24 protein-coding genes and 2 pseudogenes are annotated in these 22873 nt (G+C 35.6%); 16 read left to right on the forward strand and 10 right to left on the reverse strand.

Features of this window, described 5'->3' with window-relative positions; genetic code table 11:
• The first annotated feature begins 59 nt into the window (after nt 1-59).
• Nucleotides 60-2615 (forward strand): DNA gyrase subunit A, encoded by a 2556-nt coding sequence (gene gyrA / locus K5Q14_RS07380; RefSeq protein WP_220735164.1) that lies wholly within the window; start codon nt 60-62, stop codon nt 2613-2615.
• A gap of 194 nt (nt 2616-2809) precedes the next feature.
• On the opposite strand, the gene K5Q14_RS07385 is transcribed toward gyrA, so the two are convergent.
• The 5 genes from K5Q14_RS07385 to K5Q14_RS07405 all read right to left on the reverse strand — a co-directional run bounded on the left by K5Q14_RS07385 (nt 2810) and on the right by K5Q14_RS07405 (nt 6014).
• Entirely contained in the window at nt 2810-3073 is a 264-nt protein-coding gene (locus K5Q14_RS07385; protein WP_220735165.1) for a PspC domain-containing protein, read from the reverse strand.
• 12 nt (nt 3074-3085) lie between these two features.
• Nucleotides 3086-3274 carry a hypothetical protein gene (locus tag K5Q14_RS07390; RefSeq protein WP_220735166.1) on the reverse strand — a complete coding sequence of 63 codons (189 nt, stop codon included), beginning with the start codon at nt 3272-3274 and terminating at the stop codon, nt 3086-3088.
• A 45-nt stretch (nt 3275-3319) separates the two neighbouring features.
• Entirely contained in the window at nt 3320-4663 is a 1344-nt protein-coding gene (locus tag K5Q14_RS07395) for a DUF4097 family beta strand repeat-containing protein (RefSeq protein WP_220735167.1), read from the reverse strand.
• A complete protein-coding gene (locus tag K5Q14_RS07400) occupies nt 4660-5010 on the reverse strand; it encodes a PadR family transcriptional regulator (protein WP_220735168.1) in 351 nt (116 codons plus the stop codon). The genes K5Q14_RS07395 and K5Q14_RS07400 overlap by 4 nt, the downstream gene beginning before the upstream one ends.
• 110 nt (nt 5011-5120) lie before the next feature.
• Complete coding sequence (locus tag K5Q14_RS07405) at nt 5121-6014, reverse strand: LysR family transcriptional regulator (RefSeq protein WP_220735169.1); 894 nt, start codon at nt 6012-6014, stop codon at nt 5121-5123.
• A 158-nt stretch (nt 6015-6172) separates the two neighbouring features.
• Between K5Q14_RS07405 and K5Q14_RS07410 the strand changes: the two genes are divergently transcribed.
• The gene (locus tag K5Q14_RS07410) at nt 6173-7117 is read left to right on the forward strand and encodes a DMT family transporter (RefSeq protein WP_220735170.1); all 945 of its coding nucleotides are present in this window, start codon (nt 6173-6175) and stop codon (nt 7115-7117) included.
• 75 nt (nt 7118-7192) lie between these two features.
• Here the strand turns inward: K5Q14_RS07410 and K5Q14_RS07415 are convergent, their stop codons facing one another.
• Genes K5Q14_RS07415 through K5Q14_RS07430 form a run of 4 tightly spaced genes read right to left on the reverse strand, consistent with a single transcriptional unit; the run spans nt 7193 to nt 9957 of the window.
• On the reverse strand, nt 7193-8095 hold the full coding sequence (locus tag K5Q14_RS07415) for a hypothetical protein (RefSeq protein ID WP_220735171.1): 903 nt from the start codon (nt 8093-8095) through the stop codon (nt 7193-7195).
• Between the two features lie 23 nt (nt 8096-8118).
• Nucleotides 8119-8748, reverse strand: coding sequence for an HIT family protein (locus K5Q14_RS07420; RefSeq protein ID WP_220735172.1), 630 nt, complete (start codon nt 8746-8748; stop codon nt 8119-8121).
• A 4-nt stretch (nt 8749-8752) separates the two neighbouring features.
• On the reverse strand, nt 8753-9808 hold the full coding sequence (locus K5Q14_RS07425; protein WP_220735173.1) for an aminotransferase class V-fold PLP-dependent enzyme: 1056 nt from the start codon (nt 9806-9808) through the stop codon (nt 8753-8755).
• Entirely contained in the window at nt 9793-9957 is a 165-nt protein-coding gene (locus tag K5Q14_RS07430; protein WP_010385127.1) for a hypothetical protein, read from the reverse strand. The genes K5Q14_RS07425 and K5Q14_RS07430 overlap by 16 nt, the downstream gene beginning before the upstream one ends.
• Nucleotides 9958-10130: 173 nt before the next feature.
• On the opposite strand from K5Q14_RS07430, the pseudogene K5Q14_RS07435 reads away from it, so the two are divergent.
• The 12 genes and pseudogenes from K5Q14_RS07435 to K5Q14_RS07490 form a co-directional block, all read left to right on the forward strand.
• Nucleotides 10131-10541, forward strand: a pseudogene (locus K5Q14_RS07435) (EamA family transporter); the annotation flags it as partial.
• A 179-nt stretch (nt 10542-10720) separates the two neighbouring features.
• Complete coding sequence (locus tag K5Q14_RS07440; protein WP_220735174.1) at nt 10721-11089, forward strand: hypothetical protein; 369 nt, start codon at nt 10721-10723, stop codon at nt 11087-11089.
• A gap of 695 nt (nt 11090-11784) precedes the next feature.
• Nucleotides 11785-12093: pseudogene (locus K5Q14_RS09795) on the forward strand (EamA family transporter); the annotation flags it as partial.
• A gap of 352 nt (nt 12094-12445) precedes the next feature.
• On the forward strand, nt 12446-13681 hold the full coding sequence (locus K5Q14_RS07450) for an ABC transporter permease (protein WP_220735175.1): 1236 nt from the start codon (nt 12446-12448) through the stop codon (nt 13679-13681).
• A 16-nt stretch (nt 13682-13697) separates the two neighbouring features.
• The gene (locus tag K5Q14_RS07455; protein WP_220735176.1) at nt 13698-14582 is read left to right on the forward strand and encodes an ABC transporter ATP-binding protein; all 885 of its coding nucleotides are present in this window, start codon (nt 13698-13700) and stop codon (nt 14580-14582) included.
• 547 nt (nt 14583-15129) lie between these two features.
• Nucleotides 15130-15636: an MFS transporter gene (locus tag K5Q14_RS07460; protein WP_220735177.1), complete on the forward strand. Its 507-nt coding sequence runs from the start codon at nt 15130-15132 to the stop codon at nt 15634-15636.
• Between the two features lie 33 nt (nt 15637-15669).
• A complete protein-coding gene (locus K5Q14_RS07465; RefSeq protein ID WP_220735178.1) occupies nt 15670-16713 on the forward strand; it encodes an efflux RND transporter periplasmic adaptor subunit in 1044 nt (347 codons plus the stop codon).
• Nucleotides 16706-17395 carry an ABC transporter ATP-binding protein gene (locus K5Q14_RS07470; protein WP_220735179.1) on the forward strand — a complete coding sequence of 230 codons (690 nt, stop codon included), beginning with the start codon at nt 16706-16708 and terminating at the stop codon, nt 17393-17395. Before K5Q14_RS07465 ends, K5Q14_RS07470 begins: the two co-directional genes overlap by 8 nt.
• Nucleotides 17382-18563, forward strand: coding sequence for an ABC transporter permease (locus K5Q14_RS07475; RefSeq protein ID WP_220735180.1), 1182 nt, complete (start codon nt 17382-17384; stop codon nt 18561-18563). Before K5Q14_RS07470 ends, K5Q14_RS07475 begins: the two co-directional genes overlap by 14 nt.
• A 130-nt stretch (nt 18564-18693) precedes the next feature.
• Nucleotides 18694-18981 (forward strand): type II toxin-antitoxin system RelB/DinJ family antitoxin, encoded by a 288-nt coding sequence (locus K5Q14_RS07480; protein WP_220735181.1) that lies wholly within the window; start codon nt 18694-18696, stop codon nt 18979-18981.
• Nucleotides 18974-19342 carry a toxin-antitoxin system, toxin component, MazF family protein gene (locus tag K5Q14_RS07485; RefSeq protein ID WP_220735182.1) on the forward strand — a complete coding sequence of 123 codons (369 nt, stop codon included), beginning with the start codon at nt 18974-18976 and terminating at the stop codon, nt 19340-19342. The genes K5Q14_RS07480 and K5Q14_RS07485 overlap by 8 nt, the downstream gene beginning before the upstream one ends.
• 219 nt (nt 19343-19561) lie before the next feature.
• On the forward strand, nt 19562-20956 hold the full coding sequence (locus K5Q14_RS07490; protein ID WP_220735183.1) for a flavocytochrome c: 1395 nt from the start codon (nt 19562-19564) through the stop codon (nt 20954-20956).
• Between the two features lie 265 nt (nt 20957-21221).
• Here K5Q14_RS07490 and K5Q14_RS07495 read toward each other — a convergent pair whose 3' ends face one another.
• Nucleotides 21222-21536 carry a winged helix-turn-helix transcriptional regulator gene (locus tag K5Q14_RS07495; protein ID WP_220735184.1) on the reverse strand — a complete coding sequence of 105 codons (315 nt, stop codon included), beginning with the start codon at nt 21534-21536 and terminating at the stop codon, nt 21222-21224.
• A 129-nt stretch (nt 21537-21665) separates the two neighbouring features.
• On the opposite strand from K5Q14_RS07495, the gene K5Q14_RS07500 reads away from it, so the two are divergent.
• Entirely contained in the window at nt 21666-22643 is a 978-nt protein-coding gene (locus tag K5Q14_RS07500) for an NAD(P)H-dependent flavin oxidoreductase (protein ID WP_220735185.1), read from the forward strand.
• 61 nt (nt 22644-22704) lie between these two features.
• On the forward strand, nt 22705-22854 hold the full coding sequence (locus tag K5Q14_RS07505) for a hypothetical protein (protein WP_010383859.1): 150 nt from the start codon (nt 22705-22707) through the stop codon (nt 22852-22854).
• The last annotated feature ends 19 nt before the right edge of the window (nt 22855-22873 follow it).

The following is a 22873-nucleotide window of genomic DNA, read 5'->3' on the forward strand; positions in this document are numbered from 1 at the left end:
CACTCGCAACTGCCAATTGGCAGTACATAATTGCAGAATAACGTTATAAGGAGTAAAAAATGTCTGAACAAAATGATTCGCGCATTCATAATGCGAATTTGTCAGAACAAATGAAAACATCATTTTTGTCATATGCTATGTCTGTCATTGTGGCGCGTGCATTACCGGATGTTCGTGATGGTATGAAGCCTGTCCATCGCCGTATTTTATACTCAATGATTGAGCAAGGAAATACACCGGATAAGCCACATAAAAAGTCAGCACGTATTGTTGGTGATGTTATGGGAAAGTATCATCCGCATGGTGACTCAGCAATTTATGAATCAATGGTCCGTATGGCCCAACCGTTTTCATATCGTCATATGCTTGTTGATGGCCATGGTAACTTTGGTTCTGTCGATGGTGATAGTGCTGCCGCTATGCGTTATACTGAGGCGCGTTTGTCGAAAGTTGCCATGGAAATGGTACGCGACTTAAACAAGGACACGGTTAACTTTATACCCAACTATGATGGTGAAGAACGGGAACCTGAAGTTCTACCAGCACGTTTCCCAAACTTATTAGTTAACGGTGCGACTGGTATTGCAGTTGGTATGGCGACAAATATTCCAACACATAACTTGGCCGAAGTTATTTCGGCGCTTCATATTTTGATGAACAATCCAGAAGCGACCACCCTGGACTTAATGGAGGCACTTCCTGGACCAGACTTCCCAACAGGTGGGATTGTGATGGGAAAGTCAGGTATTCGACGTGCTTATGAAACCGGCCGTGGCCGAGTGACTGTTCGCGCAAAAGTCGATATTGAACAAACAAAAACAGGTAAAGAACAAATTATTGTGACAGAATTGCCTTATGCTGTCAACAAGGCGCGTTTAATAGAACGTATCTCAGAATTAGCCCGTGATAAGCGTATTGAAGGTATCACAGGGATTCGTGATGAATCTGATCGAGATGGCTTACGTGTCTCAATAGATGTGCGTCGTGATGCCTCTGCTAGTGTTATTTTAAATAATTTGTACAAAGAGACATTGCTACAAACAAACTTTAGTTTCAATATGTTGGCCATTAATGGTGGGAAACCACAGACAATGAGCCTCAAAGAAATTTTAGTCGCTTATTTAATTCACCAACGTGAAGTTATTCGTCGCCGTACAGCTTTTGATTTACAAAAGGCACAAGCACGTGCCCATATCCTTGAAGGATTACGCATAGCTTTAGATCATATTGATGAAATTATCAGTATCATTCGTTCATCTGCAACTTCAGAAGAAGCTAAGACACGCTTGATTGATGGTTATTCACTATCTGATAAGCAAGCACAAGCCATTTTAGATATGCGATTAGTACGTTTAACTGGTTTGGAACGTGATAAAATTGAAGACGAATATCAAAAGTTAGTTGCTTTAATTACTGATTTGAAAGATATTTTGGCACATGAAGAACGTGTTGATCAAATAATTTATAATGAATTATTAGAAATTCAAACAAAATTTGGGGATGCACGTCGTACAGAATTACAAGTTGGCGATGTGACCAATTTGGAAGATGAAGATTTAATCGAAGAAGAAGATGTGATTGTCACTTTGACACGCAATGGTTATATTAAGCGTGTACCACAGGCTGAATTTAAAGCGCAAAATCGTGGTGGCCGTGGTGTGCAAGGTATCAACGTCAATGATGAAGACTTTGTTGATCAAATGGTTGCTACCTCAACGCATGACACCTTACTATTCTTCACAAACAAAGGCAAAGTTTACCGAATGAAGGGTTATGAAGTACCTGAATACGGTCGTCAGGCTAAGGGGATTCCCGTTGTCAACCTACTTAAATTTGAAGGTGACGAAAAAATACAAACAGTTATTAATGTTCGTGGCGAAGCTGGCGAAAGCAAAGATTATTTGTTCTTTGTCACACGCTTAGGTGTTGTTAAACGAACAGCTGTCAGTGAATTTTCAAATATTCGCACGAATGGGTTGAAAGCATTAACGTTACGTGAAGACGATGAAGTGTTGTCTGTTGAAATTACAGATGGTACGCAAAGTATTATGATTGCTACCAAAGATGGTTATTCTGTCAGATTTACGGAAGATGATGTTCGCATCATGGGTCGTGCTGCAGCAGGTGTCCGTGGTATTCGATTACGTGATGGTGATTTGGTTATTGGATCAGATGTTGTGAATATCAATGATAATGTTTTGATCATTACAGAAAAAGGTTACGGTAAGCAAACACCAGTTAGTGAGTATCCAATTAAGGGTCGTGGTGGTAAAGGTATCAAAACAGTTAATATTACTGAAAAAAATGGTACGTTAGCCGGTATGACAATTATTCACGGTGATGAAGATATCATGGTTACTACAACGCAAGGCGTAATGATTCGATTTACTGCCGAATCTGTCAGTCAAACTGGTCGTGCAACATTAGGTGTACGGTTAATTCGTCTTGAAGATGGCGCTAAAGTAGCAACATTAGCAAAGGTCGAACATGAAGAGATAATTGCTGATGATACAAAAGAAGATGTTTCACGTGAAACACCTCTGAATAATCAACAACTTGAACAAGTAACAGAATTATTGAACCGTACGGAATCTGATGAAAAAACTGAAGATTAATACGTATTAGTAGGTTAATTTTCAATTGTTGCATTATAATAAAAACGCGATGACTATATAGTCATCGCGTTTTTATTATGATAGGCCTTTTTTATTAGTAAAAAGGGATGCGAGGTAGCTGAACATAACGTGTCTCCTTAATATTTTATGATAGTATATGATACGAGAAGACAGGTAAATTTGCTTATGCAATATTAAGGGCGATTATCATTGTCTGGTGTGACATCTTTACGTGATTCTGTTGAATAGTAGTTTGTTTTTTTTGGTGCATCAGGAATGATAATCCAAGCTAGAATATAAACTAAAATGCCAGGAAATGTTGCTGAGAAAAATGAAATCAATACGAATATAATACGCAACCAAGTTGCATTCCAACCAAAATAATCAGCTACGCCTCCCATAACACCGGCAATCATGCGATTGTTACGTGAACGTGTAAATGTTTTCTTTTTTGTCATGATTAATACTCCTTATTTAATAATGTGCTGTAATGTATCGGCAATGTAGTAACCAACTGAAATCCAGCTGAGAAGTGCATGCCAAAGCGCTGAAAACCAGTCATGAGATGTTGCAAATTCAATACCAGCAGCAAGCATGAAACCAACGCCGTATGCTTGTATACCATGTGATGAGTGGCTATGATGGTAATATTCTTTCATGGACATATGAATTCCTTTCAGTTGTGCATTATGAGGTTATTAGCTCTAATACACCTTAATTGTCCCAGAATTAACGTTAGCATCAATTGTAAATTGAGGATTAGTACCATAAAATCCACGTTTATAATTCGTTATATTTTTATCAAAATGAATATTGTCATGACGTTCAATTGATACAATCCCGTTGCTAGAAGATAGATCAAAATTAAAATGTTGTGTTTCTGGTGCGGTAACACGAAGTGAACTAGAGTGAGCATGCAATTTCAGATCATCAGTTAACTCAGTTATACGTAACCGTAAGGGGCCAGAATTTGCGCTAAATTGCCCACCGCCAATAAAATTATCCACTTGAATAGATCCAGATGTCGCGCTGATTTTGGCATGAGGTATTGTGGCGTTTTTAATCTTGATACTACCAGATTTACCAAATATTTCTGCTTTTTCAAAATTGAGTCTGTCAACTTTTACTGCGCCGGAATGTAGCTCCCAAGCGGCATTGGTAGCTTTTATTTGTTGCCCAGTAAAGCTGCCAGAGTGAATGACTAGATTAAACGTACCAAGTGTTAAATTTTGAGCGACGACACGGCCACTGTGGTTAATACTTGTTATATAACCAGTATCAAAGCTTTTTGGAAAGCCAATATTAATTAAAGTGCGTACGTGAAACAACAGGGGATGATCACCTTGTGACACTAAGATGCGCTCATTATTTTCTTCAATATTGGCAAAATAACGCGCATTGTCGCGATTAAAGTATTCATCGACGGTTATGAGATCTGTCTTATCATTGGTATAAAAATTAACAACAGCATCTCTATAATCAAACACAAATTGCTTATCACTGATAGGAATTTGGGCATTATGATGAGCAGCAGCCCAAGTTGGCGCAGAAGTATGTTTCTCGTCTTCATCAAAGTGTGCTTGATTCATATTACTGTCATCGTCGAACTTGTAATATTTTTTGCCAACCCGCGCGCCATCATGATCGACATGTAACCAATCACCAAATTGCACTTTGTCATTTTTACCATCGATCACAATGTCATCACCTAAACGAACGCCACGACCATCAATATGTAAGTTACCAACATGAAAGCCATCGTCTGAAATGTCAATAAAGGGGGCTTTTTTGGGCTCGTCATCATGATTTGTATCATCTGTTTTGGTTGTCTGACTTAAATCACGTAGAACCATATCAATATCACCTAATTGTGCAAATGCATCATCAAGTGCCTCATCGTGAGATTTGTCTTGTTTAGCAAAATCTTGGTAGGCTTCCATCAAATCGGCGACAAGTTCTTCTTTAAACTCAGTGAGTTGTGTGTTTGGCGTGTATTTTGAGAAAATGACGTCCAAACGTGTCCGTATTTCCATTTCGATTGATGTCATAATGATGCTCCTTCGTTTAGATTGCCTGTAATTAAGTTGCTGATAACGTCTTTAGCAAAGCCCCATTCTTGCAAAGCAGTCGTCAAATGTTGCTGACCAGACGTCGTGATTGTGTAATATTTTCGCCGAGCACCTTGTGTCTCGTCGCCCCAGTAACTTGCGATGGCGCCACCTTTTTCTAAACGCCGAAACGCTGTGTATAGTGTGGCTTCATTCAGTTCATATTGTTGCTGGCTTAACAGACGAATGGATTTAGAAACTTGATAGCCATAGGAATCGCCTTGGCTAAGGATATTTAATATAATCGTGTCAGTATGCCCACGAATAAGATCTTTAGAAATAGCCATATCGTCACCTTTCTATGTATTCTAACTATATCATAAAGCAAATTACTGTGGTTGTCAAAGTAATTTGCTTTATGATATAAAAAAAGTCATCCAAAAGGATGACTTTGACGTTAGGATTTGATTAACATATCATGGATTAATTGACGTGTGGCCTTGTCACGTGTAAACAGGGAGACAGTTCTGGTAAAGGGTTCGGACAGCTGTTTCATTGCTAAGCGTGTCGGGTCCTGGGTTACTTTATTAACGGCGACTGATTTTGGTAGAATTGTCACATAATCAGAATTTGCAACCATAGCGATCGTAGATTCACTATAATCTATTTCAACCATATCAGGTAAGGGTTTACTATTTGTCTGGTATATTTGGCTTATTCTCTGATGAATGGGACAGTATTTTGGGTACATGAGTAATTTTAAGTGATTCAGATCAGTTGCATCTAGTGTCGGTCTGTTGAGAGTGGCTAGGTTCTTATTGTTTTGTGCATAGACTAAATAATATGGTTCTTCAAATAACTGTCTTTCTTCGAATTGACCGGTAAATTCTTTACTAAACTCGTGGTCAATTAAAATAGCATCTAGTTGACCTGAATTAAATGGTGTAATGAGTTCATAAATCTGATTCGTCAAAGTGACTTCTTTTAAGTCAGATAAATAATGACTAAAAAAATTGGGATACATATTGGAAGCAATACTATCTAAAGAACCCAATTTTAAATCAGTCAGGGACACTTGAGATTCAGTCATCATGTCATGCATGTTTTCGAATTGTTGGATTAATTTTTTGGCTTCTAAATAGAGATTTTGTCCGGCCAAAGTTAAAGTCATACCTTGAGCACTTCTTAAAAAGAGTTGTTTGCCATAATAAGTTTCGAGTTGCTTAATTTTTTTACTAATAGCTGGTTGCGTCATCATTAAAGTGTCACTACTTTTATTGATACTGTGAGCATCATTGACAGCCACTAAAACGTATAACAGTTCTATATTAAAAGAAGTATCAGTTACCATAAATTCCCCCCTTGATAAAACGCTACCAACATATGCAATAACGTTATAACCTCCTATTATAAATCATTAATTCCGCTTTGCAAGGGACAATGATAAACTTTTAACAAGGTTGTCGAGATGAAAGCAATCGTAATAATCAAGCCTAGGAGGGTTTAAATATGTCTAAGAAATATGTGTACGGCTTAATTTTGTGTTTAATAGCAGTGTTGTCTTGGGGTGGTATGTTTCCAGTCATGGCACCAGCATTAAAAATTATGGATCCATTTTATTTTACATTATTACGTTATGGGAGTGTTGCTATCATTTTTGCAATTATTCTGGTTATTGTGGAAGGTCCCAAAGCATTCAAAACAGAAGGGCATGCCATTAAACTTTGGGTGTTTGGGACTGCGGCCTTTGCAGGATTTAGTTTTCTTGTGTTCTTAGGACAACAGCTTGCGGGACAACCTGGTTCCATTATTGCCTCTGTCATGATGGCTATTCAACCATTGTTGGGTGTTTTAGTAGGATGGCTATATCGTGGCGCAAAGCCAACTGTAGCATCACTTATTTCAATGGTTATCGCAGCAATTGGCGTGTTTATGGTTGTGACTAAAGGGCATATTAGTGTCTTAATATCGGGACATAATACGCTGTTAGCAGTCGTATTTATCTTACTTGGCGCTTTATGCTGGGTGATATATACTGCCGGTGGTGCGGATTTTCCTGAGTGGTCGATTTTACGTTACTCGACGCTAACCGCAATTTTAGGTGTTTGCTCAGTGATTGTTGTATTAGTTGTTGCGACAGCAGCAGGTTGGTTAAAAGTCCCAACCATCACACAAGTGAGCGGTGTTAAAAATGCGTTAATATATATGATTACGTTAGCCGGGGTTATAGCAGTATTTGCTTGGAATATGGGAAATCGGGTTATTGGTGCAATAAACGGTATTTTATTTATGAACTTAGTGCCAATTGTGGCGTTTGTTATTACAATTATCAATGGCTACAAGGTTTCAGCTTTTGAAATTATTGGGTGTTTGATTACTATCAGTGCGCTAATTGGTAATAATATTTATAATCGTTATGTTGCACATAAGAAGTTAAATACAGTTAAAAATTAAATTTCAGGTAACAAAAAGATGGCACAATTTCATGATAAGTTGTGTCATCTTTTTGATTTTTATAAAATAGATCATTCATATAAAGCTAGTGAGTATACCTAAGCATACGATTATAATCAGAACCAAAAACTCTCGTAGTCGAACTTTTTCTTGCAACACAACGCCTGAGATGACAACGCTAAATAATGATGTCATATTTAAGAAAACCCATGCAATACTTGAGTTTTTACTTGACGTTGCTAATGTGAAAGATAATTGAGCAACAATTGTTAGTATTGCTCTTATACTGTACAACATTAAAATATGTTTTGAAATTTTATTTTTACCGCCAGGTAGATATTTTTTGCTACGTAAAAGGGCAATTGATGTGATTAAAAATCGTAAATAGATTGTTAAAATAGTAAAAATAATTAATGCGTGAGTCGTTTTAATGTCGGTCACTAACCACGGTGATATTGCAGCCTGAATAACTAAAACGGGACCAATCAACCAAAAATACTTAAATAATGTTTGACTGTTATTGGTTGATTTTTGAGTCGTTGAATAAAATAACCAAATGACTAACAAGGTTGATACAATGGAGATAATATATGAATGCCAGTTAAAATACCAAGTTGTTGCAAAAATACCTAGTGGAATAATAAAATCTGTTAATTTACTCAACAACACAGATTCCATGACTGTTACTTTTTTAAAGATAGCACTGTAGCCATATGCTACAGCCTGAACTAGTCCGGCATAAATTAATAAACGAAACATTAACAATGGCGTGAACGATAATCCAAAGCCATATCGCGCAACAACAATTCCCAATAGACCTGTGACCAATAACATGCTTAACAGGTTATTATAAAAATTGACAACCATAACAGAGCTTTTACGATAGCCCATCTGATAGCGGTCAATCACTGTAATAACGCCGCGAGATAATGCTGATAAAACAGCAAAGAGTATTAAATATATTGCACTATTTTCCATTGGGGGATTATCCTTCTCAAAGGCTAGACGTCTTTTTTCTCTGAAAAGAGGGGAATAAGCTTAGCTCTAGCGGCATTTAGAGTATCATATTCGGGGTATTTATTCCAATCAGCCAGCTCAGGACGATCAATAGCTTCAGCAGTTAATTTGCGAAGGTATTGTCGAGGAATTGGTTGATTAATTTGAAACATATAGGCTTCACTTTCTGTATTTTCGAAATATAAGTAGTGTCCTAATTCATAATATTTTGAAAATATGTCTGTAGGAGAGTTGAGTTTTATTGGATAAAGTCCCTCGGTTGCCATTGAATTAACCAAATTAATATTCAATGGTACAGCATGCGTGTGACCATGGTAACAAAGTTGTTCACCAGGTTGTACGTTACAATATCCTGCACGACCATGTTCATAAAAAATAATTTGGCCATATGTATCAGTTAACTTTTCTCGAACTAATTGTTTCAGATCTATATATTCTTTTTGAAGTTCCGTTGGTAAGGAACCAATGCAATTATAGTGATCATTTGGAATAATAAGGGAGTAACCCTCAGTAATTTGTCCCAATGCTAACCAAACTGTAAAATTTTCCGTACGGTGATAAATTTCCATTTCGTTTTGACCACAAAATGTACAAAAATCTGTAATACTAGGCATGTTTTTAAACCTCTTTTTTTTGGAAATCATAAATACTAGGATTTGAATATACGACTGGAATATTAATATTTTTAACTTTATCAAGATCAGCAATTATTTGACCGATGTAATTAATGAAAATTTTGATTTCATCTTGCGTTGTGAAATGTGATAAGCTGATGCGGACACAACCAAAAGGGTTAGTTTTAATAAATTCATGAATAAATGGTGCACACATTAAACCAGAACGATTACTAATAGATGCATTATCGGCTAAGAAGGTGGATAAACGTGAAGGGATAATGCCATTAATGTTAAATGATACTATTCCGGAAGCGTTAGGGAGAGAATACAATGTTATTTCTTTAAAAGTAGAAAGTTGTTCAATTATTCTTCTTGTTTTAACATGTAAGTCCCGAGAAATATTTTCAATACCAATTCTATTTAAATAATTAATACCGTAATATAAAGAGCCAATCCCTATCATGTTCATCGTGCCACTTTCATAGTGAAGTGGCGAACCAGCAGGCTGTACCAGTAATTCTGATAAAACTCCTGTGCCCCCAACCTTTATGGGTCTAATTTGAATTTCAGGATTGATGTAGTAACCGCCTACACCACTGATTCCTAGGAGGGCTTTATGTCCAGTAAAAGCAATAAAATCGGCTTTAATTACTTCATTATCAATGTTAATGTGGCCGACTGTCTGAGAAGCATCAATCAAAAACCTGACGTTGGGATACTTTTGTAAACGACGTCCAATTGATTCTATATCTTGAATAGTCCCTGTAACATTTGAAGCGTGATTGACAATAACTAATCTCGTTTTAGTGGTTATCATATTAAAAATGTCATCAGGATTTATGGTTCCAATTTTATCAACAGGAACCCATGAAATTTCTACGGCACGTTCTTTTTCCAATCTTACTAACGGTCGAATTACTGAATTATGCTCGATTGCCGTAGATACAACATGATCCCCAAATTTTAAGTATCCATCAATAATAGTATTCAAAGATTCAGTAGCATTGGAAGTAAAGACAATACTTGTTGGGAACTTAACATTTAGCAGTTTTGCCATTTTTTTCGTGTTTCAAACACAATATCTGTGTCTTCTGTACTAGTTGTACGCATTGCATTACCAGATGCATTCGTAATTAAATTATGAACACCATCAATAACCTCAGTAGGTTTTGGAAACGAAGTTGATGCATTGTCAAAATAAATCATGCGTTTAGCCCCCTTATTATTTAAATCATAATACCATGATAACCAATTCACATAAAAAAGTAAACTGTTTTATGTAAATAGTGTAAGGATTTACATTATTTACAATTGTGAATCAATAAATTGTATAGACAAAATAATCAGTTATTACCTAATATTTCAAAAACATTTAAAGTGGTGCGGATTTTCCTGAGTGGTCGATTTTACGTTACTCGACGCTAACCGCAATTTTAGGTGTTTGTTCAGTGATTGTGGTATTAGTTGTTGCGACAGCAGCAGGTTGGTTAAAAGTCCCAACCATCACACAAGTGAGCGGTGTTAAAAATGCGTTGGTCTATATGATTACGTTAGCTGGAGTTATTGCAGTATTTGCTTGGAATATGGGGAATCGCGTGATTGGTGCAATAAACGGTATTTTATTTATGAACTTAGTGCCAATTGTGGCATTTGTTATCATAATTATCAATGGCTATAAGGTCTCAGGTTTTGAAATTATTGGCTGCTTGATCACAATCAGTGCGTTAATTGGTAATAATAGTTATAATCGCTATGTTGCACATAAGAAGTTGACTATAGTCAAAAATTAAATAGAAAATCGCTCTGAGATAATACTTTTTTTACAAAAAAGTATTGACCTACGTATGCCATATATGTTTAAATAATACCTATGTTTAATGCTGTTTGCAGAAGTTTGGGAACGCAACAATCCGGACGTATTGCTAATGCTTTGGCTGGGGCAGTTTCATTATTAATTTGAGGTATATAAATGTTAGAAGATGTTAGATTACAAGGGCAAATATTAATGGAAATGGCAACATTTTTAGGGGATTCGTATATCAAACCAGTATCAATAGCACTTGTTATACAGGACCTTGGAGGCACTGAGGAGACTTTTTTAAATGTACTAACAAAAACACATCAGTTAGTACATAATAATGACATTAGTAAATATAGTATAGCTGATTTTAAAACTTTTTATCAGGAATTAGAGCCAGAAGTGTTTAAGAATGTTCATGATGTTACCATTGTTAAGGTATTGAATGGATTGGCAAGTATTTACATTCCTGATTTATATCCAATTGCTAAGCATCTAACAACAACATTTCAACTTGATAATAAGCTGCCTGGCATTTAGACCATAAAATCCCTATAAATCATAGGGTTTTTTTGTGAAATCATATTGCTCTTAATTAAATAGTTCGAACTGATGCCTTGGTTATTTTACAAGGTCACAATTGAGATTTTAATTCTTTTCTAGAAAGAAAATAATCTGAGAGGTCAGTGTAAGAACAGTTTTATTCTAATTATGCTATAATTAAGACATAAGAAAAAGCACGTGCTAGGAACACGTACTTTTTAAATCACAAACCCGCTTAGGCGTTGGTGGTAGTTAAATTTTATAAAGAATTTTAACCCCTAGTACTCACTCAAAGTTAAGGGGTTTTTGTTTGGCTATTTTTTAGCCTTGTCAATCACGGCTATGAGTAGTTCAACTACTTTCGTAGCAATGCTGTAACCAAAACAATTACCGTGGTCCAGAAGACCATGTTGGGTGTTATCCTTTCATATAACTAAAAGTATTGCTCATTAGCACCACCTCCAGCTATCAGACTCACCAACGCCCTAACTTGCTTGCCTGTATAGTATATCATATGTTTAGTCCCCCCAAAAAAGTCTATAATCGTTTGCAAACAAAAAATATGCTTCTAAGTCAATAGTTCGGACTGTGACTTTGTATAACTAATATCGTTTGGCTAGTTAGTGTGCCCTAAAATGATAAACGAATCAGTGCTGTGCATCGCATAATTGAACTATTGACTTAGGAGTACGACAGCAGCAGGTTGGTTAAAAGTACCAACCATGACCCAAGTAAGCGGTGTTAAAAATGCGTTGGTCTATATGATTATGTTAGCCGGGGTTATTGCAGTATTTGCTTGGAATATGGGGAATCGGGTGATTGGCCCTATAAATGGTATTTTATTTATGAACTTAGTGCCAATTGTGGCGTTTATTATCATGATTATCAACGGTTATAAGGTCTCAGCTTTTGAAATTATTGGGTGTTTGATTACAATCAGTGCGTTAATTGGTAATAATAGGTATGTTGCCAATAAAAAATCGAATATAGTCAAAAAATAAATAGAAAAGTGTTTATTTTGAAATGCGTAAGATGAGCGTGTAATAATAATTAAAAAACAGGCACCCAATTTTTAAGGGAACCTGTTCTTTCTTTTAGATAGCGATGAGCATGTTTAAATAATCACTAAAGCCAGCTAAAAAAGTGTTTTTAGCTGGCTTTAGGAATGTGCCACAACATTGCTGCGGCTGTAGCTGCTCCAAAAACGATAATTGGCATGGTATCAAATCTCCTTTACCTAGATTTGATAGTTACATAGCTTGTTAAGCATACCATCTGAATTTCATTATCGATTTTTTTCACAAAAAGTGCAATAATAAGTTGTGTAATATATTAAAAAAATAGGAATTGATAATGTTTAAAAGAATTAAAACCATAGCTTGGCAAGTTTTTAAAACTAAAATTGTGAAAATATCATATTATTGGATGATTTTTGCACCAGTCATATTACTGATTGTTATTTTTGGTCTAACTCAGTACTTAAGTCAAGATGCTAAAGATAAAAAACCATATGTGGCTATTAGTGCGCCAGAATCTTTAAAAAAGCAACTTTTAAATAAACATGCAAGCTCATATCATCTTGAATATGTCAAAGCAGATGATAATTTATTAAATGTATTAGTTAAAGATGGTGGTTCCATAGATGCAGCTATTAAAATATCCAATAATTTTGATAGCGTTTCTATCATTCGAAATACTTATTCTGATAAGGCATTTCCAGAAACGGCTATTAAACAAGATATTAATGCATTAAAGATTAACTTTGAAGCAAAAAAGCAAAATCTATCTGTTAACAAACTTAATCAACTGTTTTCGCCACCAAATTATGATATGACGGTTGTTTCAAGTGATAATGATGTTTCAAATAATAGTTTTAATGGGTTAAGTGATGTTCAGATGTTTAGTAACATTTGTACGATTATAATTTTTGTTCTTATAGGTAGTTATATTAACATTATTAGCTCAGAAATAGGACGTGAAAAAGGTGGACATGTTATTGAATCAGTTTTGTCCGCTGTTTCAGCGAAAGTTCAATTTGCTGGGAAAATTTTAGGTACTATATATTTGTTGATATTTCAACTGCTTTGTTATCTATTAATAGTCATCGCTGTAAAAATATTAAATCCGGTACTGCATGTTAATCATTTTGTGTCAGCAGATATCTTGAAAAATATTTCTTATCAGTATATTATTATTTCTATTACTCTTATGGTGATAGCCCTACTGACATATGTTTTATTAGCAGCATTATTGGCATCATTAGTCTCAAAAGTAGAGGATATTCCTCAGGTTACGAACCTGTCATCACTTCTATTGTTAGTGCCTTATGGGATTAGTTTAGCTGGTTCAATGATGCCTAATAATGTGATAATAAAAATACTATCGTTTTTGCCATTCGCATCTCAAAACATTATGCCTATGCGCATTGCTAGTCACGCAACAAGTTATTTAGCAGGCTATATAGCAATTAGTATATCTATTGTATGCGTTTTAGTTTTGTATTGGATAGCTAGTAATGTTTATGCTAACTATGCTTTAAACTTTGATAATAAAAATATTATTCGGAAAATATGGCAATTAATCTCTTAGTCAAAAAGGTGACCTTATGACAGTATTAAAAATTAATAATGTAACTAAAAAATTTGATAATCATACTGTTGTTGACCAATTATCGCTAGATCTCGAAAAAGGAGAGGTATTGGGGTTGATTGGCCAAAATGGCGCAGGAAAGTCAACTACTTTCAAAATGATACTAAATTTTTTAAAACCTGATTCAGGAAGCATCTATTTTAATGACCATCAATTAAGTTATAAAGATTTGGATAATGTTGGATTTTTACCAGAGGAACGTGGTGTTTATGAGGAACAAAAAATTAGCGTAGGCATAAAATATATGGCTAAACTTCATGGCTATTACGAGTCTGATATTGATGACAAAATAGATTTTTGGATGGAAAAATTACAGGTAAAAGGAAAAAAAAATGACAGAATAAAAACATTATCTAAGGGTAATCAACAAAAAGTACAGTTGATTTCATCTTTTATTCATGAACCAAAATTGTTGATTCTTGATGAACCTTTTTCAGGACTTGATCCAGTTAATTCAGATCTATTGATAACATCTATAGAATATATAAGAAATAAAGGGGCTGCCATCATTTTTTCATCACATGATATGCGTAATGTCAACTTATTATCTGATAAGATAATGATGTTAAAAAATGGGAAAACAATCTTAAATGGGAAAACAAATACAATTCGTAGTAATTTTGGTAAAAAAATATTATATATAGAAGGTAATTTCAAAAATTCAGACTTTATGAATTTAAATGCCAAGCAAGATGATGAAGGGTTTATGATTACCTTTGACAATGAACAAGAAGCAAAATTATTTTTAGAAAAGCAACTCAAACAACGCATTGTCACTGGATACCGCCTACAGACGCCAACATTAGATGATATATTTAGACAAATTATTTTGTCTAAATAATCATCGTGGTACTGTATAAATTAGAAAGAAATCAAAATACCGTGTAGCCTGAAAGTTAATGTTCAGACTACACGGTATTTTATGATGTCACTGTATGTGTTATTTTCTTAATTAATCATATTGTGTCTTAAATTTTTTCTTGAATAATGTCAGCAATAGCAGAGCCAGATAAGCTGGCACTGATTAATAAAGCTAAAATAATGCAAAAAATAGTACTGTTAGTTAGTTCGCTTGAGCAAAAAAATAGATAACTGCCGGTTAATAATGTTAATAAGCCACTTATAGTTATACGGAAAAGAAATGAGGTCATACGGTTACTTTCCAATCGCTGTTTTATCATAAAATAGTATTTATTCGTGAATTTTATATCAAGTAGACAAAACTGTTAATACCATTAAATCATAATTATTTAAAATATACTTAAATTTTGCATATAAAATCACAATATCTCGTCTTTGTAGCCACTTTAGGTATAAATTTACAGCAAACATTGATATAATATTACTATTGGTTTTTTGACGAACGCATTACAAAGGAGAAAAAAGACATGAGTAAGAAGAACAAAGTTATGATTGCTATTGTAGCAACATTAGTGATTATGGGTATTGGTGTGATGAGCACGCTTGGTGTGACAGAAGTTAATGGGGTTAAGATTGACGGAAAAGCATCACAATTCATGATGATTTCAGCAGTTGTGTCTGGGATCGTCAGTGTAATTGTTGGCGCATTGTTTAATAAATTATTTATTTGGTTGTCACAGCTTGGACAAGAAGGCAAGCAATCCGTATCATTTTTAACATCATGGTATGCAACAGCTACGAGTGAGCTACCATTTGCTATCATCAATGTATTCTTAGTAACTGTACTGAGCTTATACAAATCAGAAAACACAATTGCTACAACGATTAGCGGTATTGTTAGTGCAGTGATTTACACATTGATTTTACGTCAAGAAAAGATTATTACAAAACGTACACAAATCATTTACGTGGTGATTATGGTTGTATTGACCGTTTTAATGGCCGTTGTATCTGGCGCATTGCTTAAAGCATAACCAACTGAATTCACAAGTATTGAGGGGAGTAGTATGAAACGACGAACTAAAGTAACTTTAATTGTCACGAGTAGTGTTGTCGCTATTGCATTATTAGCAGTGACTGGTGTGACAACGTATCAAAAAATGACACATAAGTCGGAAGCAACTGTAAAAGCAGGATATCAAACTTACACAGTGGCCACATCACCTGACTTATCAATGTCAGGTAAAGTCATTGCCAGCAAGACACAAACACTGAATATACCCACTGGTAAGTTACAACAGATTAATGTTAATAATGGTCAAACTGTTAAAAATGGGGACATTTTACTGACGGTAACAAATACAGATATGCAAGAAGCAATCGATAATCAAAACGATATGATTTCTAAATCTAATCGTGCGGTTAACGGCGCTGCCAGTGCATTAAAAAGTGCACAGCAGAGCTATAATCAAGCAGATCCAGAATCTAAAGTTGGACTAAAAGATGGTATAGCTCAGGCACAGCAAGCTGTTACTGATGCCAACGCAGATGCACAAGATGCGCAAAATAAGCTAGTTGAGTTACAAAATAAGCTCAATGTGAATGTGACAGCACCTTTTGATGGTATTGTGTCAGTTGATAATAATACAAAAGATGGTTTGCCTGCTTTAACAATGAACACGACCGAAAAAATGTTACAGGCAACTGTGTCAGAGTATGATTATAATAAGGTTCACAGTGGCGATAAGGTAACTGTGAGTGCCATTGATGGGACGCCAAACCAAACAACAGCCATTGATAAAATTGACCAAATTCCTGCAGAACAAAGTAAAGGTACCACCTACTATCCATTTTCTGCTCATGTGAATGACAGCTTTTTATACGGACAAAGTGTGAAAGTGAAAGTCCCACAAAATGATCTCAAGGTGCCAAGTAGTGCTGTTTATAAAGGTAGTCTTTATAAAGTGATTGACGGTAAGGCTAGTCGAATCAACGCTGATGTTACTAAGTCAGGGACAAGCTATATCGTTAAGTCAGGTGTTGCTAAGGATGAGAAGATTGTCTTAAATCCAGATAGTCATTTAAAAAATGGTGAGAAGATCAATGATTAATTTATCAGCGATTAGTAAAAGTTATCGTCAAGGTAATGATAATTATCAAGTATTACATGACATTAATTTGCGCATTCAAGCTGGTGAATTTGTCGCGATTATGGGGCCGTCTGGTTCAGGTAAGTCAACGTTAATCAACATTATTGGCTTTTTGGATCAACATTTTGAAGGTGGTTATACATTTAATGACGTGGTTGTGAGTGAACTGAATCGCAAGCAACATGCACAGTTGCGTAATCAATCGGTCGGGTTTATATTTCAAAATTTTAAGCTCATTACAAACCAAAGTGTGGGTGAAAACGTAGGCTTACCGCTATTGTATGCTGGCATGAAGCGTCGCGATATTGTTGCGCGTGTCAATGAAGTCTTGGCACAAGTGGGATTACCTGGTAGTTACCACAAACTACCAAAAAATCTTTCTGGTGGGCAACAACAACGTGTTGCGATTGCTCGGTCAATTGTGACAAAACCTAAATTTTTAGTAGCAGATGAACCAACAGGTGCGCTAGATTCGGCTACTTCTGCAGAAATCATTGCGTTGTTTAAAGAATTGAATAATCATGGGACAACGGTTATTATGGTCACTCATGATGAAAATGTTGCACGTGAAACAAATCGATTGATCAAAATATTAGATGGTCGAATACAGAGTGATGAGGAGGTGCAACATGCAAATACGTGAATTATTTGTGAGTGCTTTTCGATCACTATTGTCGAATAAACGACGTAGTATACTGACTATGATCGGCATTATTATTGGTATTGCTTCCGTAATTACTATCTTGGCATTGGGAGATGGTGCACGGGTAGCGATGATGAAAAATTTGCAAGCTAGTAGTAGTGGTCAACAGTCAACTGAAATTAATTTTGTATCAAAAGATGAGAGCAAAGTTTCAGGGTTTAGTGATGATGATTTGAACCGTATCCGTGAAAATAATAAAGTTAGTCATGCGAACGTCCAATCAGATGATCATGGTATTTTATCCACTGAAGGGTTAGTCAATGGTAAAAAAATATCACCAGTTGTTTATTTGAGCCAGAACGCAAATAATGATCATTTAATTTCTGGCCATGGTATTAGTAAAAGAGATAGTTTGATTAGCAATCCTGTGGCCTTAGTGAGTCAATCAATGGCTAAAAAAGGTTATCAAAGTACAAAAAATGCTTTGAATGCTGGTATTGAATTAAATGGGACGACATACACAATTGTTGGTATTATTAGTAACGATGCCATGCGTGGCAGTTATAATAACTATGATGTTGTTGTGCCGCGCCAAGTGTTTGAGGCAAACAACGCCGACGTTTCGGCAAACACATTGAAGCTAACATTTGCTGCTGGTGCTAATGTATCAAAAGAAACGCAAAAAATTGCGAATCAATTGAACAGTAGTGGGTCGCAACATAATGCTGGTTCATATGAATTTTATGACATGGCAGCCATGTTGAAGGGTGTTAGTGCAGTACTTAAGGGTATTACGTACTTTATTGTTGCTGTGGCTAGTATCTCACTATTTATTGCTGGTATTGGTGTGATGAACATGATGTATATTGCTGTGAGTGAACGTACGCAAGAAATTGGTATTCGTATGGCAGTAGGTGCATCGCAACAACAAATTTTATGGCAATTCTTAATAGAAGCTGTCATGTTAACTTTGAGTGGCGGTATGATTGGTTACCTAGCAGGGCTTGGTGTGGCAATGGGTGTCTCTGCATTTCTGCCGTTTAAGGCGAGTGTCTCTCTATCGACATTCTTATTAGCATTTGGCACATCAACCATTGTTGGCTTAGTGTTTGGTATATTACCAGCTAAAACGGCAAGTAATAAGAATTTGATTGATATTTTGAGATAGTTTGAGTTTTCGAAATGGGATTATCAGTTAAAAAGTTAATCAAAATAATATCACAAAAACACTCACATTTACACAAATGTGAGTGTTTTTGTGATATTATGAATATATAGAAGTAAAAGGAGAATTAATCATGGCAAATATTACACCAACAAAAGAAAAGAAGCGTATACAAATTCAACTGGACCGAGAAGTGGCGGATCAGGCAGAAGAGATCATTGATAGTTTGGGCCTCAACACAACAGTAGCGATTAATATGTTTTTCAAGTCATTAATCTCAAATGGTGGTATGCCTTTTGAAGTTAAACTGACACCACGTCAAATAGCAACGAGACAATTTATAGAAGCGACAAAAAATATTACGGTGGAAGTATTAGATACCGACGAAAAGATTCAGTCATGGTTAGATGAAGATGACTGATAAGAACGATGTTATTAGCTTGTTTGTGAGGTTTGTTGATAAATCAGGTGGTAAATCACGTCCTGTTTTAGTTTATAAAGAAGGCGATGAAGTATTACAATTTTTTAGTATTACCTCGCAATTTGAAAAGAAATCAGCTTATATTCAGGCTCAGTATTATCCATTAAAGGATTGGCAGCAGGCAGGTCTTGATAAACGGTCATGGGTTGATCTGGGAAGCAGAAGGCAGATATTAAAATCTAAGATCAAAATATACAATCAAATTGGAAGTATTACGGATAGAGATATTTTTGACATGGCAGCGTTTATTAAAACCATTACATATAATCAGCAAAAAGTACTAGCTGAAAAAAACAGCTAATAAACGTATCAATGCTAATTATTGTGATTGTTCAACTATCAAGACAAAGGCATGACGTTATACAGGACTGTAATAGCTATTTTTTACAACCACAATTAATTGCATGATGATACTTATTGTTGTGTTTGTAGTATATTGCATGTTAGACGAGCAATTCAATCACTTGTTTGGCAGAAATAATTTCAGTTCAGATGCTGAGGAAAAATGGAGAGAACAACTATGGTTAAGTTCAACTTTGAATGCGCGAACATTGATGATTTGAAAAATTCATATGATTTTGTTGTGATTGGTTCTGGTTCAGCGGGGATGTGCGCCGCTATTCAGGCACAAGAGTTAGGGTTAGATGTTGCCATATTTGAAAAGCTCACTGTTTTAGGTGGCAATTCGATGCGTGCTTCAACTGGTATGAATGCGGTTGAAACCTTAACACAATTGAATCATCAAGTCATTGACTCCCAAGAATTATTTTATGAGGAGACACTTAAAGGTGGCAAAGGCAGTAATAATAAAGAGTTGCTGTCATATTTTGTGAGACATACTGAGTCCGGAATTGAATGGCTGTCTCACCATAATATTTTATTAAATGATCTTATAGCAACTGGTGGTATGTCAAAAAAAAGGGCACATCGACCGGCTGATGCGCCCGCAATTGGGAGTTACTTAGTAACAGGTTTGCAGAAACAGTTGATGACACACCACATACCTGTATTTAATGAAACACAGGTATTATCTTTGATTAAAACGAATGAACATATATCTGCGGTAGAAATTGATCATCCCCAAATAGGTAAAAAAATAATTAACGCTAAAGCAGTATTAATTGCTAGTGGTGGATTTGCGCGAAATCAGGCTATGTTATCGCAATATACACCTGAATTATTAAAATTACGGACAACAAATCATCCTGGAGCAACTGGCGATGGGATCAAATTAGCAACCAGTGTTGGTGGTGCAGTAGTAGATATGAACAAAATTCAAGTTCATCCGACAGCGCAACAAGAAACGGATCATGTCTATTTGATAGGCGAAGGATTACGTGGTGCAGGCGCTATTTTAGTTAATCAGAATGGGAAACGTTTTGTTAATGAGATGGCTACACGTGATACAGTGACAAAAGCTATTAATGACTTGCAGCAAAATGGTGCAACATTAATATTTGATGAAGGTATTCGACAAGCCTTTAAAGCAGTTGATTTCTATATTGCCATGAATCTAGTTGTATCCGGGGATACATTATCTGAATTATCAGAAAAAATAGATATGAATGGGGTTAATTTAGAACAAACAGTGGCTGATTGGAATACAATGCAAGAGCGTTCCAAGGATACGCAATTTAATCGTCAGGCAGGCATGGAGCGTGGTATTACTCTGCCAACGTATTACGCAATTCACATTAAGCCGGCTATACACTACACAATGGGTGGCATAAAAATTAATAGCTTGAGTGAAGTTTTAAACGAGGCAGACGGCACAGTACCTGGTTTATATGCTGCTGGTGAAGTAACGGGTGGGCTACATGGCGATAACCGGATAGGTGGCAATTCAATTTCTGAAACAGTTGTATTCGGTCGGCAGGCTGGTAAGCAAGTAGCAAAATTTATCTTAGAACGATAAAAGCGATTGTCTCAAATCAATGAGACAATCGCTTTTTTATTGATATCATTATCATAGATGAAAATTTAAAAAGTCTTTAAAAAATGATGCGCATGTAAAACATAGTGGAAAAGTTACCAAGGTGGCATCGATGTTTTGAGGGTGGCGAATCGTTTTAGTTAGATTCAGACACAAAAAAATTTATCACATTAAGTACCATGATTAACAGCAAATACATTGCTAATCGTGGCACCAACACGGATAGTCAAGTTACTAATTTATAAAGTCAACTTAATTCTTTTATGCTCCAATTATTCAATTCTTTCAGTATAGGTATCAATGTTTTCCCCTTGTTAGTCAGTGAATATTCTACTTTAGGGGGGACTTGTCGATAAACATATCTGGTAATAATTTGATCAGTTTCTAATTCACGCAATTGTTTGGTTAATGTCGATTGCGTTATTCCTGTAATCTGTCGATGTAACTCACCAAATCGTAATGTTTTAATACTTAAAGCCCAGATAATTGTAATTTTCCACTTTCCAGTAATTGAATGTTGAAATTCTGGTATGCCACATTTTTGGGAGTAATCTGAGTTCATATATTGCGCATCTCCTATAGTATCAAAAGTAGTAGTATCTACAGTTAAGAACAGTACTATTAATTACAAGTGTAAGTGATAAAATGAGTTTAGTAAAGGAATCATTTCCAATAACAGGAGAAAATAACAATGAAGAATCGAATATGCGAAATATTAAATATTGAGAAACCAATTATCCAAGGACCCTTAAATTGGCTTACAAATGCAGAACTCGTTGGTGCGGTTAGTGAAGCAGGCGGGTTAGGGGTATTAGGATTCAATGCCGGACAAGACGAAATTTTAGATACGCCTGAAGAAACGAAAGAAAACATGCGAAAAGAGATACGTAAGGTTCGAGAAATTACGAATAATCCTATTGGATTAAATATTTCTCCTACTAGCAGTCCTATTGATGACGTATTTACACAGCCGATGTTTGATTTAATGGTAGAAGAGCATGTTCCTGTAGCTATTATGGTGGGAAACTTAGATACTGAATGGATTCTTAAATTTCATGAAAAAGGTATAAAAGTTGTGTTTAGAGCAGTAAATCCAACAAAAAAGAATACCCAAGAGGCAGTGCAGGCTGGCGTTGATATTATTGTGGCTACCGGCTTCGATGAAGGTGGAACGATTCCTGCCAAAGCAATTGGAACGTTTTCAATGATACCAATGATTGTTGATGCAAGTGAAGGAAAAGTTCCGATCATGGCCGCTGGGGGAATCGTTGATTCTCGAAGTGCTCAAGCAGCATATGCTCTTGGAGCGGAGGGAGTTTATGTAGGAACTGCATTTCTATTATCAAAAGAATCACCATTAGCTGAAAACATTAAAAATATGGCGGTAAAAATGACGGCTGAGGACTTACTTTTGTATAGAACTATGCCAGCTTACTACCGATCTTTACCAGGTGATTTGCCCAATAAGTTATTGGAAATGTCAAAAAGTGGTGCAACGGAAGAACAAATTTATAAAGCTCAAAATGGTTACATTGGCATGCGAGATGGTATGTTGTTTGGAGATTTGACGAAGGGCTTCGCGTCATTCGGACTAGGTATTACTTTTATTAATAAAATTGAATCAGTAGCAAGAATCATGGATAAGTTAGTCAACAATACACATAATTAAATTTCTAAAATGGTGGCTCTTGAAAATGGGGCTTCTTTTTATTTATAGCTGTTAAATACCAGTGAAAGCTATCCAAAATGATAATCTTATTGCCAATTTATTGGTTGGTGCTTGGTCGGGCGTTGCTTCATCTGGAGTAAATGAAACAGCAAACAAAAGTATGGATGCTATTGTATCGACTGTTGGCAATCTGATTACAAAGTCTAAGTAACATTAAAGTCTCTATCATG

The organism is Leuconostoc inhae (assembly GCF_019656015.1).
Taxonomy (GTDB): Bacteria; Bacillota; Bacilli; order Lactobacillales; family Lactobacillaceae; genus Leuconostoc; species Leuconostoc inhae_A.

Bases quoted from the DNA above. Each gene is read 5' to 3' on its own strand.
- gyrA (WP_220735164.1), top strand. From the start codon at position 60: ATGTCTGAACAAAATGATTCGCGCATTCATAATGCGAATTTGTCAGAA.
- K5Q14_RS07385 (WP_220735165.1), bottom strand. From the start codon at position 3,073: ATGACAAAAAAGAAAACATTTACACGTTCACGTAACAATCGCATGATT.
- K5Q14_RS07390 (WP_220735166.1), bottom strand. From the start codon at position 3,274: ATGAAAGAATATTACCATCATAGCCACTCATCACATGGTATACAAGCA.
- K5Q14_RS07395 (WP_220735167.1), bottom strand. From the start codon at position 4,663: ATGACATCAATCGAAATGGAAATACGGACACGTTTGGACGTCATTTTC.
- K5Q14_RS07400 (WP_220735168.1), bottom strand. From the start codon at position 5,010: ATGGCTATTTCTAAAGATCTTATTCGTGGGCATACTGACACGATTATA.
- K5Q14_RS07405 (WP_220735169.1), bottom strand. From the start codon at position 6,014: ATGGTAACTGATACTTCTTTTAATATAGAACTGTTATACGTTTTAGTG.
- K5Q14_RS07410 (WP_220735170.1), top strand. From the start codon at position 6,173: ATGTCTAAGAAATATGTGTACGGCTTAATTTTGTGTTTAATAGCAGTG.
- K5Q14_RS07415 (WP_220735171.1), bottom strand. From the start codon at position 8,095: ATGGAAAATAGTGCAATATATTTAATACTCTTTGCTGTTTTATCAGCA.
- K5Q14_RS07420 (WP_220735172.1), bottom strand. From the start codon at position 8,748: ATGCCTAGTATTACAGATTTTTGTACATTTTGTGGTCAAAACGAAATG.
- K5Q14_RS07425 (WP_220735173.1), bottom strand. From the start codon at position 9,808: ATGGCAAAACTGCTAAATGTTAAGTTCCCAACAAGTATTGTCTTTACT.
- K5Q14_RS07430 (WP_010385127.1), bottom strand. From the start codon at position 9,957: ATGATTTATTTTGACAATGCATCAACTTCGTTTCCAAAACCTACTGAG.
- K5Q14_RS07440 (WP_220735174.1), top strand. From the start codon at position 10,721: ATGTTAGAAGATGTTAGATTACAAGGGCAAATATTAATGGAAATGGCA.
- K5Q14_RS07450 (WP_220735175.1), top strand. From the start codon at position 12,446: ATGTTTAAAAGAATTAAAACCATAGCTTGGCAAGTTTTTAAAACTAAA.
- K5Q14_RS07455 (WP_220735176.1), top strand. From the start codon at position 13,698: ATGACAGTATTAAAAATTAATAATGTAACTAAAAAATTTGATAATCAT.
- K5Q14_RS07460 (WP_220735177.1), top strand. From the start codon at position 15,130: ATGAGTAAGAAGAACAAAGTTATGATTGCTATTGTAGCAACATTAGTG.
- K5Q14_RS07465 (WP_220735178.1), top strand. From the start codon at position 15,670: ATGAAACGACGAACTAAAGTAACTTTAATTGTCACGAGTAGTGTTGTC.
- K5Q14_RS07470 (WP_220735179.1), top strand. From the start codon at position 16,706: ATGATTAATTTATCAGCGATTAGTAAAAGTTATCGTCAAGGTAATGAT.
- K5Q14_RS07475 (WP_220735180.1), top strand. From the start codon at position 17,382: ATGCAAATACGTGAATTATTTGTGAGTGCTTTTCGATCACTATTGTCG.
- K5Q14_RS07480 (WP_220735181.1), top strand. From the start codon at position 18,694: ATGGCAAATATTACACCAACAAAAGAAAAGAAGCGTATACAAATTCAA.
- K5Q14_RS07485 (WP_220735182.1), top strand. From the start codon at position 18,974: ATGACTGATAAGAACGATGTTATTAGCTTGTTTGTGAGGTTTGTTGAT.
- K5Q14_RS07490 (WP_220735183.1), top strand. From the start codon at position 19,562: ATGGTTAAGTTCAACTTTGAATGCGCGAACATTGATGATTTGAAAAAT.
- K5Q14_RS07495 (WP_220735184.1), bottom strand. From the start codon at position 21,536: ATGAACTCAGATTACTCCCAAAAATGTGGCATACCAGAATTTCAACAT.
- K5Q14_RS07500 (WP_220735185.1), top strand. From the start codon at position 21,666: ATGAAGAATCGAATATGCGAAATATTAAATATTGAGAAACCAATTATC.